Source organism: Staphylococcus pasteuri (genome assembly GCF_003970495.1).
Taxonomy (GTDB): domain Bacteria; phylum Bacillota; class Bacilli; order Staphylococcales; family Staphylococcaceae; genus Staphylococcus; species Staphylococcus pasteuri.
The window spans coordinates 970-17312 of the sequence record NZ_RXWW01000084.1; the positions used below are offsets into that span (position 1 = coordinate 970).

Annotated in this window: 18 protein-coding genes and 1 pseudogene; 3 read left to right on the forward strand and 16 right to left on the reverse strand. The window is 31.3% G+C overall.

All coding sequences use genetic code 11. The features are described 5' to 3' along the window. From CD121_RS12475 to CD121_RS11060, 3 genes and pseudogenes are all read right to left on the reverse strand, one after another. A pseudogene (locus CD121_RS12475) lies at positions 1-157 on the reverse strand (D-glycerate dehydrogenase); the annotation flags it as partial. Positions 158-179: 22 nt separating this feature from the next. Continuing rightward, positions 180-959, reverse strand: coding sequence for a 5' nucleotidase NucF (gene nucF, locus CD121_RS11055; RefSeq protein WP_017637457.1), 780 nt, complete (start codon positions 957-959; stop codon positions 180-182). Next, positions 959-1393 carry a DUF86 domain-containing protein gene (locus CD121_RS11060; RefSeq protein ID WP_017637458.1) on the reverse strand — a complete coding sequence of 145 codons (435 nt, stop codon included), beginning with the start codon at positions 1391-1393 and terminating at the stop codon, positions 959-961. The genes nucF and CD121_RS11060 overlap by 1 nt, the downstream gene beginning before the upstream one ends. Positions 1394-1497: 104 nt before the next feature. Here CD121_RS11060 and CD121_RS11065 point away from each other — a divergent pair, with 104 nt between their 5' ends. Next, entirely contained in the window at positions 1498-1764 is a 267-nt protein-coding gene (locus CD121_RS11065; protein ID WP_017637459.1) for a DUF3055 domain-containing protein, read from the forward strand. Positions 1765-1863: 99 nt separating this feature from the next. On the opposite strand, the gene CD121_RS11070 is transcribed toward CD121_RS11065, so the two are convergent. The 12 genes from CD121_RS11070 to sufC all read right to left on the reverse strand — a co-directional run bounded on the left by CD121_RS11070 (position 1864) and on the right by sufC (position 14592). Beyond that, positions 1864-2238, reverse strand: a complete 375-nt coding sequence (locus tag CD121_RS11070) for a YutD family protein (protein WP_017637460.1) — start codon at positions 2236-2238, stop codon at positions 1864-1866. Between the two features lie 145 nt (positions 2239-2383). Further along, the gene (gene lipA / locus CD121_RS11075; protein ID WP_017637461.1) at positions 2384-3301 is read right to left on the reverse strand and encodes a lipoyl synthase; all 918 of its coding nucleotides are present in this window, start codon (positions 3299-3301) and stop codon (positions 2384-2386) included. A gap of 84 nt (positions 3302-3385) precedes the next feature. Next, entirely contained in the window at positions 3386-4705 is a 1320-nt protein-coding gene (locus tag CD121_RS11080; RefSeq protein ID WP_070452360.1) for a bifunctional metallophosphatase/5'-nucleotidase, read from the reverse strand. Positions 4706-4797: 92 nt separating this feature from the next. Continuing rightward, complete coding sequence (locus tag CD121_RS11085; protein ID WP_126568294.1) at positions 4798-5625, reverse strand: sulfite exporter TauE/SafE family protein; 828 nt, start codon at positions 5623-5625, stop codon at positions 4798-4800. A 14-nt stretch (positions 5626-5639) separates the two neighbouring features. Next, positions 5640-6488 (reverse strand): DUF72 domain-containing protein, encoded by an 849-nt coding sequence (locus CD121_RS11090; RefSeq protein WP_029055607.1) that lies wholly within the window; start codon positions 6486-6488, stop codon positions 5640-5642. Between the two features lie 218 nt (positions 6489-6706). Then, positions 6707-7783, reverse strand: a complete 1077-nt coding sequence (locus tag CD121_RS11095; protein WP_108000395.1) for an NAD(P)H-dependent flavin oxidoreductase — start codon at positions 7781-7783, stop codon at positions 6707-6709. Between the two features lie 22 nt (positions 7784-7805). Further along, entirely contained in the window at positions 7806-8828 is a 1023-nt protein-coding gene (locus tag CD121_RS11100) for a hemolysin family protein (RefSeq protein ID WP_017637465.1), read from the reverse strand. 294 nt (positions 8829-9122) lie between these two features. Then, positions 9123-10520, reverse strand: coding sequence for a Fe-S cluster assembly protein SufB (gene sufB / locus CD121_RS11105; protein ID WP_126568296.1), 1398 nt, complete (start codon positions 10518-10520; stop codon positions 9123-9125). A 160-nt stretch (positions 10521-10680) separates the two neighbouring features. After that, complete coding sequence (gene sufU, locus CD121_RS11110; RefSeq protein ID WP_017637467.1) at positions 10681-11142, reverse strand: Fe-S cluster assembly sulfur transfer protein SufU; 462 nt, start codon at positions 11140-11142, stop codon at positions 10681-10683. Then, positions 11132-12382, reverse strand: coding sequence for a cysteine desulfurase (locus tag CD121_RS11115; RefSeq protein ID WP_176745282.1), 1251 nt, complete (start codon positions 12380-12382; stop codon positions 11132-11134). The genes sufU and CD121_RS11115 overlap by 11 nt, the downstream gene beginning before the upstream one ends. 35 nt (positions 12383-12417) lie before the next feature. After that, on the reverse strand, positions 12418-13725 hold the full coding sequence (gene sufD, locus CD121_RS11120; RefSeq protein ID WP_017637469.1) for a Fe-S cluster assembly protein SufD: 1308 nt from the start codon (positions 13723-13725) through the stop codon (positions 12418-12420). 105 nt (positions 13726-13830) lie between these two features. Continuing rightward, entirely contained in the window at positions 13831-14592 is a 762-nt protein-coding gene (gene sufC, locus CD121_RS11125; RefSeq protein ID WP_017637470.1) for a Fe-S cluster assembly ATPase SufC, read from the reverse strand. Between the two features lie 319 nt (positions 14593-14911). Between sufC and popT the strand changes: the two genes are divergently transcribed. After that, a complete protein-coding gene (gene popT / locus CD121_RS11130; protein WP_126568299.1) occupies positions 14912-15772 on the forward strand; it encodes a polyprenyl-phosphate transporter PopT in 861 nt (286 codons plus the stop codon). A 65-nt stretch (positions 15773-15837) separates the two neighbouring features. On the opposite strand, the gene CD121_RS11135 is transcribed toward popT, so the two are convergent. Next, on the reverse strand, positions 15838-16011 hold the full coding sequence (locus CD121_RS11135; RefSeq protein WP_017637472.1) for a CsbD family protein: 174 nt from the start codon (positions 16009-16011) through the stop codon (positions 15838-15840). 152 nt (positions 16012-16163) lie between these two features. Here CD121_RS11135 and CD121_RS12300 point away from each other — a divergent pair, with 152 nt between their 5' ends. Then, positions 16164-16337, forward strand: coding sequence for a hypothetical protein (locus CD121_RS12300; protein WP_156156324.1), 174 nt, complete (start codon positions 16164-16166; stop codon positions 16335-16337). The last annotated feature ends 6 nt before the right edge of the window (positions 16338-16343 follow it).

The following is a 16343-nucleotide window of genomic DNA, read 5'->3' on the forward strand; positions in this document are numbered from 1 at the left end:
AAGTAACAAAACAAGCTGTTGCATCTTTGATAGATAATAAGAATTTTTCTCTAGGCATGGGTATAAATTCTTCATTCCATACTTCGACTTCTGCAATTTCTTCTAACTGTGCTATAAACTTTTGAGGAATTTGACGTGTTACAACAATTTTGTTCAATCTTTGAGCCCCTCTCACCAAGTTAATTTGTTAATTCAACAATTGTTTCATTTAAATCTTTAAAAGAATATGTTGGTGGAATATCTTTTGTCTGAATTTCTTCTAGTGTAGTCACACCTGTTTGAACATGAATAGTATCGATACCAACGTTTATACCAGACATAATATCTGTATCATACAAGTCTCCAACCATGGCCACTTCTTCTTTATTAAGTTGCAATAGTTCTAAAGATTTATTCATAATTATCGTTTCTGGTTTACCAATAAACTGTGGTTGTACTCCTGTAGATACTGATACCACACTTGTAATTGCACCATTACCTGGTAAGAAACCTCTTTCTTTTGGTATAGAAACATCAGGATTTGTTGAAATAAATGTTGCTCCTTTTCTGACAGCAAGTGTTGCTATAGCAAGCTTTTCATAAGTAACATTTTCATCAAGTCCGATAACAACATAATCAACATTTTCATCATTTTTAACTACTAGACCCGCTTCAGTCAATGCAGAATGTAGACCTTCACCGCCTAACATATAGACAGATGCACCTGGAGATTGTTCAGAAATATAATCTGCTGTTGCTAAAGCTGATGTAACAATTTCATCAGGTGTTGCGTCGATATTCATTTCATGCAATTTATCTGCAACTTGATCTGGCGTCTTGGTAGAATTATTTGTTACATATAGATGTGGAATTTGATGTTCATTTAAATAATCGATAAATTGACTTGCACCATCAATTTCATCAGTTCCTTTATACATCGTCCCATCTAAATCTATTAAATATGCCTTGTATTGCTTCACTATTTGTTCTCTCCTTTGCCAAATGCAGTAATTGGAACATTTTCATTATTTAAAAATTGAATAACTTCATCAATAAATTGTTTGTAGTAAGGTATTGCTTGATCAAATAACGGTTCAATTTCATTAGTATCAAGTTGAATATAGTTATGTGCAAATTGCTTTCTTACATCTACAGTTTTATTAATATTTTCTTGAGTTTCTTTAGAAATAACATTTTCTAATTCTAAAATATCAATCACGTCTTTATAGTTACCTGGATCTCTTAGAATAAATCCATCAATAATCATATTTCCAATATCTACTGATGATTCAATTAACATTTGTGCGATTCTTTCAAAAGCATAATGATTATCTTTGTTTTGAGTATAATCCTCTGTTAATTGTCTTAAGTAATTTAGTTTTTCTGAAAGTTTATCTTTATCTACAAAATACATTTCCTAATCACCTCTTATTAACTTTATAATATCATAATTTTGCAGTACACTTCATTTGTCGTTATACTTAGGCGTAGTATATTTCGTTTAAAGGGGTTCTACAAATGATTGATATGTATTTATATGATGATGAAGAACAAAGCCAAGTTCAATTTGTTGGATTTGTTGGTGAACATAGTCGATATGACTTAATGCTCGTTCAAACCGATCGACATTATGGTAAAACTTTGGTATTAAATATGCAAACTAATAAATTTGGTATTATTGGATCTGATGATATTGAAGAAGAAGGTTATATCGCTCATATTTTAGGTGTATCTGAAGAAGAAGGCGATGAAATCATTGAATACCTTAATGAAGTGATTCAATAATAATTTTGATATAAATTAAAAGTAAATCTCCCTCCAAGTACGTTAATGTATTTGAAGGGAGATTTTTTATATTTGTTATTATTAATTAAAATTGATAAATCACTTTTCAGTATCTTGGATAGTTGGTTGTATTTTGACATCATGTAATTTATCATCTTGATCAATAACGGTTAAGTCTTCTGCTTGTTGTTTCACTTCATTTTCTGATAAATGTTTAACTACAAAATAGGGACATCCAAAATTACAATATTCTAATAAATAATCTTGTATACTAGAGAATCTTTTACTAATTTCTGCTTTTTTATTAGTATCCTTAAAGAAACCTTTTAATCTTAATTGGTCATAACCAAAATCTCCTACTACATAGTCATATTTATCTAAAATATCAGAGTATCTATTTGCGAATATTTCTTCATCAAAACAATCTCTATAATCTTCTATTAATTCAAAATACTGTTGCTCTACTTTTATCATAATTTCACCTAATCTATTTCACGATATATTATATCGCTATTTTAACAACACTATATATTTTCATTCAAATCTTTAAACTATTTAGTAAAAATAAGAACCACTTTATTTATTTTCATAAAAAAGTGGCTCTACAGATTGTATATTATTAACTATTTAATTGCTCTTCACCTTGACGTTGTCTTTCTTTGGCAGCTTCGTTAACTTGTTCATCTGCATGGTAAGAACTACGTACTAACGGTCCAGCTTGACAATGTTTGAAGCCTTTATCCATAGCTACTTTTCTCATTTTACCGAATTCTAATGGTGTGTAGTATTTTTCAACTTTTAAATGTTTACGAGATGGTTGTAAATATTGACCAATTGTTAAAATATCTACATCATTGGCACGTAAATCATCCATTGTTTCATAAATTTCTTCCATTGTTTCCCCTAAGCCAACCATTAAACTTGATTTTGTAGGAATATCTGGCTGTAATTCTTTAGAACGACGTAAGAATTCTAATGTTCTATCATAAGTTGCACGAGCACGAACTCTTGGTGTCAAACGACGAACTGTTTCAATATTATGATTTAAGATATCAGGTTTAGAAGCCATTAATGTTTCTAATGCTTCATAATCTCCACCCATGTCTGAAGGTAAAATTTCAATTGTAGTGAATGGGTTTCTTGCTCTAACTTTTCTAACTGTTTCAGCATAAACGTTTGAACCTGCATCACGTAAATCATCACGTGCAACTGCTGTAATAACAACGTGTTTTAAATTCATTAATTCAACTGATTCTGCTACACGTTCTGGTTCATTTAAATCTAATTCATTAGGTAAACCAGTTTTAACTGCACAGAAACGACATGCACGTGTACATACAGCACCTAAAATCATAAATGTAGCTGTACGTCTTTCTCCCCAACACTCATGTATATTTGGACACTTTGCTTCTTCGCAAACAGTGTGTAAATTCTTTTCACGCATCATTTTCTTAAGGCCAGTATAATTCTCGTTCGTGTTCAGCTTAATTTTCAACCAATCCGGTTTTCGTAGTATTTCCTCATTTTTAGTAGCCATAACAACGCATACCCTCCTGTTTAATCTCTCTTTATGTTATTATAACGAAATTAATCATAAAATAAAATCTAATCTACAGTTATTTTAAAATTGTAGTAACTTTTGTTCGAATATATCTCTTAAAAATTCTGGCATAATATATTCTGTTGGAAGTCCTTTTAACATTGGAAAATATCTACCAAACGTGTACATATCAACTGTACCTAATACGTATGATTGATTATCTTGAATTTCATTTCCATTTATAAAGTAGCGACCTTCTGATTCGATAAAACCTATGTTATATAATACATATCCTCCAAAGATATCCCCTCGAAATCCAAGACCTTGTGCATGTTCATGCATGTATTCTTGTTTCTGACTTTTAATAATTACTTTTTTTAATTCTTCACCTGTTAATTTAACTCTAACTACATTAATAGGATGAGGTAACATTTGATGAATATCAAATTCGGTAATTTCGTCAGAATCTAGTCCTTTAACTATTAAACCAGCATTTATAATTGTACAATCTGCATTCGTAAATTCATAGACACTTTCAGCTAATAAATAAGACGTTTTTGTGATAACATCTGTTTTATTTTCTAATTTGATAGGATGGTTGACTACTGGTTTACTCATTAATGCTTTGCCTTCACTATCAAAATCTGTTTCAACTTGAGGCAATTGTTCTAATGGATGCAAACAAGCCGTCTTACTAGTTACCTTTTTATCTTCAATATCTAAATTTACTTCACCTAAAAAATGTCCATATTTACCTGCTGCAGCCATTAATACTCCATTATTCATTTCTCCATGTTCAAAATAGTGATGCGTGTGACTTCCAAGTATTAAATCTATTTCAGGTATTTCCTGACATAATTTTTCATCAAAGAACACACCAACGTGGCTCATCACTATCAAAATATCATATTGATCTTTATGATCATTAATTTCATCTTTAATAGCTTCTAATGGATCAGTTACTACCCAATCTAATGCTCTATAAAACGGCGTAAATGGAGCTGTAGCAGCAACAAATAAAATTCGTACTCCGTTGATTTCCTTTATATAAGATGAAGACATGTGGTTAGGTAAATGTCCTTCTTCATCAAATAAATTTGCACAAATTACTTTAAATTGAGCATCGGTATATAAATTTTGTAAGGCTTCATGCGAAATGGTCATGCCTTCGTTGTTTCCAATTGTCGCAATATCACATTGCGCCTCATTAAGAAGTTCTATATTCTTTTTACCTAATGTAGCTTGGGTAATCGGTGCTGATAAATCAACATGATCACCTATATCTAAATATAGTGAGGGATGTTGAAGTTGGGAACGATGTTCTGCAATATAAGATTGGATACGTGCATATTCATTAAGATGACTATGAATATCATTTGTATGATAAATAGTTAACTTCACAGTACTTCCCCCTTTTCTATTTGTTTTGATAAGTCTATACGTAATCTATCGAGTAATAACTTTTATAGTAGATTATGCTATTAACAATTAATTTAAATAATTGATTTGATGATTAAGTAAGCACCTATTAATAACATCACTGTACGTAATAATGTTACCACTGTATCAGACTTGATTGAATGATTTACCTTAACACCTATTTTAGCACCTATATAACTTGAAATAATTAATACTATTGAATAATCCCAAGCAACATGTCCTTGTATAATATGTCCGATTGAACTCATTACACTTGAGAAAAATATCATCATCATACTTGTACCAACAGCAACATGTGGTGGAAATCTAAAAACAATTAACATTAACGGAGTCATTAATGCACCACCACCAATACCAAATAGTCCAGTAAGGATACCTATGAATAAAGTTGCGACAAATGCTATTAAAGGTGGAACACTATAATGATAGGTTTTACCTTCTGCATCAATATAGGTCTTTTCATATTGTGGCTTATTAAAAACTTTAAAAGGCTTAATTTTGTGTCTTACTATTAATAAAATAGCAACCAATATCATAAATATCCCAAAATAAAGGTTAAATGATTTTAATGTTAAAAATTGACTCAAAAAAGAACCTAATAATGAACCTGGTAATAAACCAAATAAAAAAATAGAGCCATTTTTAATATCTACTTGTTTAGTTTTTAAATAGCCTAAAGAAGATGATAAACCTGTAACAATAAGTATAACTGAAGAAGTACCTATTGCTATTTGAGTAGTAATACCGTGTAAAATATTATGATCTACTCCTAAATAGACAAGTGTAGGAACAATAATGATTCCGCCACCAATACCTACAATTGAACCAATAATAGCAGATAGACCACCAATAATAATTAATAAAATAATTGTCAATAACATACTTGTTTCGCCTCTTAAAATAGTTTTAATTGTTGTGGTGCTAAACCTTCATAGTCAATGTCAAGCATATCTTGATATGTTTTTGCATTTTGTGCGGCATGACCACCTGAATTGTTATTAAAAACAACATAAACCTTTTTAGCTTTTTGTTCTAAAATTTTAACCTTTTGTGCTAAGTCATATAATTCTTGGTCATTATAATTATATAAGTATCTTACATCTCGCCATTCTTGATCTGTCATATCTTTTTTAGTCCAACCATGTACGTTCCTACCATGATATCTTACAAAAGCAATATCGCTAGTTATTCTATTTACTAATGGGATACTTCCATCTTTGACTTGTGGTTCATCAACAACAGCATGAATAATTTGATGTTCAGTCAAAAATGTTAATGTCTCTTCTTTAAATCTTTCATTAAACCAAGATTGATGTCTAAATTCAACACATATAGGAAAATCTTTTAATTGTTGTTTCACATATAAAATATATTTAATGTTTTGACTTGAACAATCGAACCAAGGTGGAAATTGCACCAAAACCATAGCTAATTTTTCATTTTCTTGTAATGGCTTTAACATTTCTTTAAACTTATCAAACAATTCTTGACGTGTTTCTGCAAAATCTCTAAAATCTGCATGCAATGTTAATGCTTGATGAATTTTAACTACAAATTGAAATCGTTTTGGTGTTTCATTTATCCATTTTTGAATATTTCTTTCTGGTTGAATTGCATAATAAGATGCATCTAGTTCAACTATTGGAAAGTGACTTGCATATGTTTTAAGTTTATCGGTTTTTCTCTCTAAATCTTCGTATAACGTATCATGATCTCCCCAACCAGTTAGACCTATATTTATCATTTATATCACCAAACTTATGATACCACAGAATAAATTCGCAATTCACTTTATCAATACGAAATTTACAGATTCTTATTAATTGGTGTACCATAATAAAATTACAATCGAAAATTAAATAGCCTGCGACAATGATGTATGTCTCAGGCTATAATCGGTAGAACAACCTAGCTTAACTTAACGTGTATATGTCACTAGACTTATAAAATCGTAGTGATATTTTATTTTAAGTTCTTTGCTATTAGGTTTATTTGATTAATTATACGATCCATTAATTCTTCTGCTTTTTGTTTTTTAGCTAGACGTGGTGATTGTCCACTCCATATATGAGTTAATTCACTTTCGCCTTGCTGTACTGCAGTTTTACGAATTTGATTTGTCAGTTGATTTTGTATTGGATATTCAGGAATTTCACCTTGATATTGACTCATTTCTTTAACGAATTGATTATTAATACCACGTGCATTTTTACCGCTAAACACATTGGTTACGATGGTATCTGTTTCTTTACTATTTAATATGGCTTCTTTTAGTAAATCATTAGCTCCGCTTTCATTAGAAGTTAAGAAGGCCGTACCCATTTGTGCACCTTGAGCACCTAACATAATACTTGCTAATAGACCTCTTTCATCCATTATACCTCCTGCAGCAACTACAGGTATCGACACGTGATCAACAACTTGAGGTACCAATGACATCGTTCCAATCATTGGCTCTTCACTATCCCCTAAACGTAAAAATGATCCTCGATGTCCTCCCGCTTCACTACCTTGGGCTATAACAATATCCATACCAGCTTTTTCATTTTCTATAGCTTCTTCTACTGTTGTAGCTGTACCAATTAATATTACATTATTTTCTTTTAGTTTCTCGATAATTTGATGATCAGGAATTCCAAAGGTAAAGCTACATACTGGAACTTTATATTCAATAACTTTATTTACAGCATCTTTAAATTTTTGGCTTTCCTCAATATTAACCACAGGTTCTTCTAAATGAAACGCTCTTCTATATGGTTTCAACCATGCATTCATATGTTCAATTTGGTCTGGGTTGACACCTGTGTTTTCTTTAGGTACAAATAGATTCACACCAAATGGTTGTTTTGTTAATGATTTAACTGTTTGAATTTCACTTTCTAACTTTTCAATGCTAAAATAACCCGCACCAATCGTTCCTAATCCACCTTTTTCACTAACAGTTGCTACTAAAGATGGGGTCGTACTACCTGCCATACCAGCTTGAATAATAGGATATTGAATCTGTAATGTTCTCGTTAATTGATTATTATTCCACATTTGATTCACCAACTCTTACTAATTATTTTCTATTTCTATTTGGAAATGTTTGTTTCTTTAACTTTTCTTCTTCCTCTTTATCTAACTCATCTTCTATTTCCATACCTAGCAATGTCTCTATTAAATCTTCATGAGATACTATGCCATCAGTACCACCAAATTCATCTAATACTATAGCTAAATGCTTTCTTGATACTGTCATTTTTCTAAGTACCCATTCAGCTTTATTATGTTCATTCACGAATAATGGTTTTGATGAAAATTTTGTGATTGATTCATATTTTTTCTTACTCCATGCTAATAAATACTTAGAATGGAATACGCCTACAATATCATCTATATCTTCATCATATATTGGATACCTTGTATATGGTTCATTCATTACCGTTTCATATGCCTCATCAAATGACGTAGTTTTGGGAAATGCAACGACATTCACTCTAGGTGTCGTATCAACATCTTTGACCTTTAAGTTTTCAAAATCTAGTACACCTTTGAGTCGATTTTGTTCTGTTTCATTGAATGCACCCTCACGTCCTGCAATCATTAACATTGTTCTTATTTCTTCTTTAGAATACTTACTTTGTTCCTTTTGTCCTTTTGACAATAATTTATTAATACTATCTGTAATAGCATTTAATATTTTAGTTATTGGTTTAAGTATAATAACTAAAATATTAATAACTGGATAAACCAATCTTGATATTTTATCTGGAAATGTTGCTGCGATTGATTTAGGAATAACTTCAGATACCAAAATAATGACAACAGTAATTACAGCAGATGCTATACCCACATTGACGCCAATGTTAATTGCCAAAATTGTTACTAATGTAGGTAAAATGATATTTGCAACATTATTACCTATCAATATAGTAGTAATAAATTCAGTTGGTTTATCTAATAGTCGGGATAATCCCTGTGATTTTTTATCTCCATTTTTGGCTTCAGCTTGAAATTTTGTTCTATTTGCTGCAGTTAATGCAGTTTCACTTCCTGAAAAGAAAAATGATAATAAAATTAAAAATATGATAGCTATAATCATGAAGCATGCTCCCCGTTCATAATAATTATATAAATATTGAATTATAAATTTATTCCCCTGAACAAACTTTTGTAAACTATTACAATATGCTGCTTTAATTAATATAATATTCAACTTCTGTGAGTAACCATGAATCATAAAAAGTGGACAATAAATAGAGTTTAGTCAATTTATTATCCACTTCTATTTGCTATTTAATTTCATACTAAATTTAAACAAATCATAAATTAGTAACTAAAAAAACACCAAGCTATTATACCTATACGTAAAATAGCTTGATGTTAGTAGAGGAAGTTAGCCGATACTGCCTTCCATTTCGAATTTAATTAATCTATTCATTTCTACCGCATATTCCATTGGTAGTTCTTTAGTGAATGGTTCAATGAATCCCATAACAATCATTTCAGTCGCTTCTTCTTCTGAGATACCACGACTCATTAAGTAGAATAATTGTTCTTCTGAAACTTTAGATACTTTAGCTTCGTGCTCTAATGAAATATTGTCGTTAAATACTTCATTATAAGGGATTGTATCTGAAGTTGATTCATTATCTAAAATTAATGTGTCACATTCAATGTTTGAACGTGCACCTTTAGCTTTACGTCCAAAATGAACAATACCACGATAGATTACTTTACCACCGTTTTTAGAAATAGATTTAGAAACAATTGTTGAAGACGTATTTGGTGCTTTATGAATCATTTTAGCTCCAGCGTCTTGTACTTGTCCTTTACCAGCAAATGCGATAGATAATGTACTACCTTTCGCACCTTCACCTAATAATACACAGTTAGGGTATTTCATAGTTAATTTAGAACCTAAGTTACCATCAACCCATTCCATATTACCATTCTCATGAACAAATGTACGTTTAGTAACTAAGTTATAAACATTGTTTGCCCAGTTTTGAATTGTAGTATAACGGACGTGTGCATCTTTATGGACAATAATTTCAACTACAGCTGAGTGTAATGAACTTGTTGTATAAACTGGTGCAGTACAACCTTCAACGTAGTTTACTGAAGCACCTTCATCAGCAATGATTAAAGTACGTTCGAATTGACCCATATTTTCAGAGTTAATACGGAAGTATGCTTGTAATGGTGTATCTAATTTAACGTTTTTAGGAACGTAAATGAATGATCCACCTGACCATACAGCTGAGTTTAACGCCGCAAATTTATTATCTGCAGCTGGAATAACAGAAGCGAAGTATTCACGGAATAAGTCTTCGTTTTCACGTAATGCACTGTCAGTATCTTTGAAGATAATTCCTTTTTCTTCTAATTCTTTTTCCAAATTATGGTAAACAACTTCTGATTCATATTGTGCAGAAACACCTGCTAAATATTTTTGCTCAGCTTCAGGAATACCTAATTTATCAAATGTACGTTTGATTTCTTCAGGTACTTCATCCCATGAACGCTCAGTGTGTTCTGATGGTTTTACATAATAAGTAATATCATCAAAGTTTAATTCTGATAAGTCGCCACCCCATTGAGGCATTGGCATTTTATAGAATAATTTTAAAGCTTTCAAACGGAAATCTAACATCCATTCTGGTTCATCTTTCATTTTAGAAATTTCTCTAACTATATTTTCAGTTAGACCTCGTTCTGATCTGAAAATGGAAACATCTTCGTCGTGGAAACCATATTTATAATCCCCAACATCAGGTGCTTTTTTAGCCATTTCAATCACTCCTTATATATATTTAAACGTCATGCGCGAGATTTTTGATTACAAGTATAAAATTATCATCATATTATAACAATGATTATCGAAAGTAAAAAGCCAACATCATTGATATCTAGTTATTGTTTACCCGTTATGTCATTAAGAAACATAACTATTAATCTTCTGTTGTCCCTTCTGTCTTACCTTCTTTTTCGACTGTTCCTTTTTCGAGTGCTTTCCAAGCTAAAGTGGCACATTTTATTCTTGCAGGGAATTGAGAAACACCTTGTAATGCTTCAATGTCTCCCATTTCTTCAGTAATTTCGTAATCTTCACCTAGCATCATCTTAGTAAATTCTTGACTCATTTGCATAGCTTCAGCTAACGTATGACCTTTTACTGCTTCAGTCATCATAGAAGCACTAGACATAGAAATTGAACAACCTTCGCCTTCAAATTTAGCATCATTTATAACGCCATCTTCTATATCAAATGTAAGTCGAATACGATCACCACAAGTAGGGTTATTCATATCAACAGTCATCGAGCCATTATCTAATACGCCTTTGTTTCTAGGATTTTTATAATGATCCATAATTACAGATCGATAAAGTTGATCTAAATTATTAAAATTCATATGAGAAAAACTCCTTCGTTTGTTTCAATGCATATACTAATTGGTCGATGTCTTGCTTATTATTATAAATATAAAAACTTGCTCTAGCTGTAGAAGAAACGCCTAACCATTTCATTAATGGTTGTGCACAATGATGTCCAGCTCTCACTGCTACACCTTCAGTATCAACTGCTGTTGCTACATCGTGTGGGTGAATGTCTGTTAGATTAAACGTAATGACACCTGCACGTCGATCTTTAGGTGGCCCATAAATATCTAAGCCTTCAATATTAGACATTTGTTCGTAGGCGTATTCTGTTAATTCTTTTTCATGTTGATGAATTGCTTCGAATCCTAATTGTTGAATATAACGAATTGCTTCAGCTAAACCAATTGCTTGTGCAATTAATGGTGTACCAGCTTCAAATTTTGTTGGTAAATCAGCCCAAGTAGCATCATATTTACTTACAAAATCAATCATATCTCCACCAAACTCGACGGGTTCCATATCTTTTAATAAATCACGTTTGCCATATAAAACACCGATACCTGTAGGCCCTAACATTTTATGCCCACTAAAGCTATAAAAGTCAGCGTCAATATCTTGCATATCTAGAGCCATGTGAGGAGCTGCTTGAGCACCATCTACACTAATCACCGCACCATGTTGGTGAGCAATTTCGGCTATGGTTTTTACATCATTGATTGTACCTAGAACGTTAGATACATGGGCAATAGCTACAATTTTAGTTTTGTCGTTAATTGTGGCTTTAATGTCCTCGATATTTAATTCACCTTGTTCTGTCATAGGGATGAATTTTAATGATGCGTTTTTACGTTTAGCTAACTGTTGCCATGGAACAATATTAGCGTGATGTTCCATCTCAGTAACAACAATTTCATCGCCTTCATCGACATTAGCATCACCATAACTATGTGCAACAATATTAATAGAAGCCGTAGTTCCTCTTGTAAAAATGATTTCCTCAAAATATTTAGCATTAATAAAACGTCTAACTGTTTCACGTGCACTTTCATAACCGTCAGTTGCTAATGAACCCAACGTATGAACACCTCTATGAACGTTAGAGTTATAGCGTTTATAGTAATCATCTAACACATTTAAAACTTGTACTGGTGTTTGGCTTGTCGCTGTTGAATCAAGATATGCTAAACGTTTGCCATTAACTTGTTGTTCTAAAATCGGAAAATCTTTGATTATTTCATTAACGTCAAATGAATGTTCGGCCACTTTATTCACGACCCTTCTTTAATTAAAAATCTCTTACTTTAAATCTATTTAGAAACTTTAAGTTCGATAACTTCTCTTAATTGACGTTTTACGTCTTCAATTGGTAATTCTCTTACTACTGGATCTAAGAAACCATGTATAACTAAACGTTCAGCTTCTCTTCTAGAAATACCACGGCTCATTAAATAGTAAAGTTGTTCTGGATCAACACGTCCAACAGATGCTGCGTGACCTGCTTCTACGTCGTCTTCATCGATTAGTAAAATAGGGTTCGCATCTCCACGAGCATTTTCTGATAACATTAATACACGAGACTCTTGGTTAGCAATTGATTTAGTACCACCATGTTTGATATGACCGATACCATTAAATACTGATGATGCATTTTCTTTCATTACACCATGTTTTAAAATATAACCATCTGTTTCTTTACCATATTGAACAATTTTAGAAGTTAAGTTGATTTTTTGATCACCTGTACCGACTACAACTGATTTTAATTCACTTGTAGAACGATCACCTATTAAGTTAGTTGTATTATCAATAATTTGGCTACCTTCGTTCATTAAACCTAATGCCCAATTGATGGCAGCGTCTGCTTCAGTAGTACCTCTTCTAATGATATGTCCAGTGAAACCTTTATCTAAATAATCTACAGAACCATATGTGATATTAGAATTTGCCCCAGCAATTACTTCTGAAACAATATTAATTTGATTTCCTTCACCACTTGCATTAGATAAATAGTTTTCTACATAAGTTACTTCAGCACTTTGTTCAGTAGCAATAATAACATGATTATAAAAACTTGCATTTTCATCGTCATGTAAAACAACATATTGAACTGGATGTTCAACTACGACATTTTTAGGAACGTATACAAATACGCCACCATTCATTAATGCAGTGTGTAATGCTGTAATACGATGTTCATCTACATTTACAGCATCTTTCATATAATATTTTTGTACTAATTCACTATGATTAACAAGTGCTTCTGATAAACCTTCAATGATGACACCATCATTTTTGGCTTGTTCAGAAACTTGTGTGTATGCTAAATCATTATTATGTTGAATAATTAAATTCTCAGTGTTTTCAACATCGATAATTTTTTTAACTGATTCTGGTAATTCTGATAAACTTTGATAAACATTACCTTCTGTGTGATGTTGTTTAAACGTATCAAAGTCCCATTTTCTTAATTTAGTTTTGTCAGGTTTTGGCATTTCTAAAGTTTCTGTTAATTTCAACGCTTCTTTACGTAGTTCAGTCATCCAAGAAGGTTCATTGTGCGCTTTTGAATAATCAACAAGTTGTTCTTCAGAAATGTTCAAAGTTTCAGTTGTCATAACTCTTATCCTCCCACTTGATGAAATAGTATTAATAATTCAATGTTCAGTTTCATCATTTATACGAACATCTCAACGAGCTTTAAATCGATAGATTAATCTCGACTATTCAGTAGCACCAAATTCTTCTTTAACCCATTCATAACCTTCTTCTTCAAGGCGTTTTGCTAATTCTGGTCCACCAGATTTAACAACTTTACCACCATACATAACATGTACTTTGTCAGGTGTGATGTAGTTTAGTAAACGTTGATAGTGCGTAATCATTAATGCACCGAAGTCTTCTCCGCGCATTTGATTGATACCTTTAGACACTACTTTTAAAGCGTCAATATCTAAACCTGAGTCAATTTCATCTAAAATAGCAAATTTAGGTTCTAACATCATTAATTGTAAGATTTCATTACGTTTTTTCTCTCCGCCTGAGAAACCTTCATTTAAGTAACGTTGAGCCATGTCTTGATCAATGTCTAAGAAATCCATTTCTTTATCTAATTTTTTGATGAATTGCATTAAGTTAATTTCTTGACCTTCTTCACGTTTTGCATTAATTGCTGAACGCATGAAATCGGCGTTTGTTACACCAGTGATTTCTGAAGGATATTGCATTGCTAGGAATAATCCAGCTTTTGCTCTTTCATCAACTTCAAGTTCTAAAATATTAACACCATCAAGTAACACTTCACCTTTTGTTACTTCATAGCTTGGATGACCCATAATTGCAGATGATAATGTTGATTTACCTGTACCATTTGGTCCCATAATGGCATGAATTTCCCCAGTATTAATTGTTAAATTAACGCCTTTTAAAATTTCTTTATCTTCAATAGACACGTGTAGGTCTTTAATTTCTAATGTTGATGACATTTATATTCCCTCCATAAAATATAAAGTTTTCTTAAATAGTTTATAATAATTTTAATCTATAGTCAAAAAGCCTTTGGAATTTTCAATCTACTATATTATAACGTACTTACAGGTTAATATAAACTTTTTAAACCGATAAATTAGAGTAATTCTTTTAAAAAATTATTTTTATCTATAGTTTAATGTTATTTCAAATGATAACGAAAACCGTTAATTTCTCAATAGCCATTTTTTAGACAAATAGTAGATTTATTTAACTTTAAATCAATAATTATGATATGATTCACTTTAACCTTACAGGTTAAGAAAGGAGTCATTAATGAAAAACTTCAAATGGTTAAATTTGATTAAAGGATTTGGCATGGGTACAAGTGATTTAGTGCCAGGAGTCAGTGGTGGAACGATTGCACTTTTGCTAGGTATTTATGATGGCTTTATCAGTTCAATAAGTGGTTTATTTTCGAAAAGATTTTGGCCTAGCTTTAAATTTTTATTACCTATTGTAATTGGTATGCTATTAGCTATAGGTATTTTAAGTAATTTATTCAACTACCTTTTAAGTGCGCACGAAGTTCCTACTATGTTCTTTTTTACTGGTTTAATTATTGGCATCATTCCCTACCTTCTTAAAGTGTCACATTTCAAAACAACTTTTAAAACGAAACATTATATTGTCGTTTTAATAGGCATCGCATTACTAGTCATCATGACTTTATTAAATAGTGGAGACAAACACGCAGGAGAGACATTATCTTTAAATACTAGTCTTATTATTAAATATTATATTGCAGGTATATGTGCTTCTAGTGCAATGCTTCTTCCAGGTATATCAGGGTCATTTATGTTACTTATTTTCGGAGCATACGGGACGGTTATGTTTGCTATATCAGAACTAGTAAAATTTAATTTCGATGCTTTACCAATACTTTTAATAGTAGGTTTAGGTATATTGTCTGGATTTTTAATCTCTAGTAAACTCATCCAGTATTTATTACATCATCATACAACCGTAACATTCGCATTAATTATCGGATTTGTTATCGGATCTATTTATGCTGTATTTCCTGGAATACCGACATCATTGGTAACATGGATAATCTCTATACTAACGTTAATTATAGGTTTTATCGTTAGTTACATTCTTGGTCAGATAACTGCTAAAAACGAAGAAAGTATATAGGTAAAAAAGTATTAAAACAAAAAAGGCTCTCAAACACATCATGTGTAAGAGAGCCTTAATATTATCTATTTATCTTCTTTATTACCTTTAACTTTATCAATAACGTTGTTAACTGTTTCTTTCACTTTACCAGAAGCTTTATCTTCTTTACCTTCTTTTTCAAGGTTTTCATTGTCAGTAACGTTACCTACAGTTTCTTTTACATTACCTTTTGCTTGTTCGAATTTATCTTCAGCCATTTTGAATTCCTCCTTGAAATACTTATCAATTGTTATGATTATTAAATACCACGACCTATAAAAATTAAACATACTTTTATTTTTTATCAACTTATTATATGAGTATATTAAATATATAGTTATGTTACGCTATTGGCGAGGAGGTATCTGTAGTGTTTTCTATTTTCATTTATGGTATTAGTGCTATTTTAATTTTGATCGCTATTATTTTAATTATTAGAGCCCAACTATCTCGCCACTCCAAAAACAAAAGTACATTCGTACCTTCTATTTTATTATTAATTGCTTCATTAATTCTGCTTATCAATGGCTTAATGCGTTTATAGTAAATA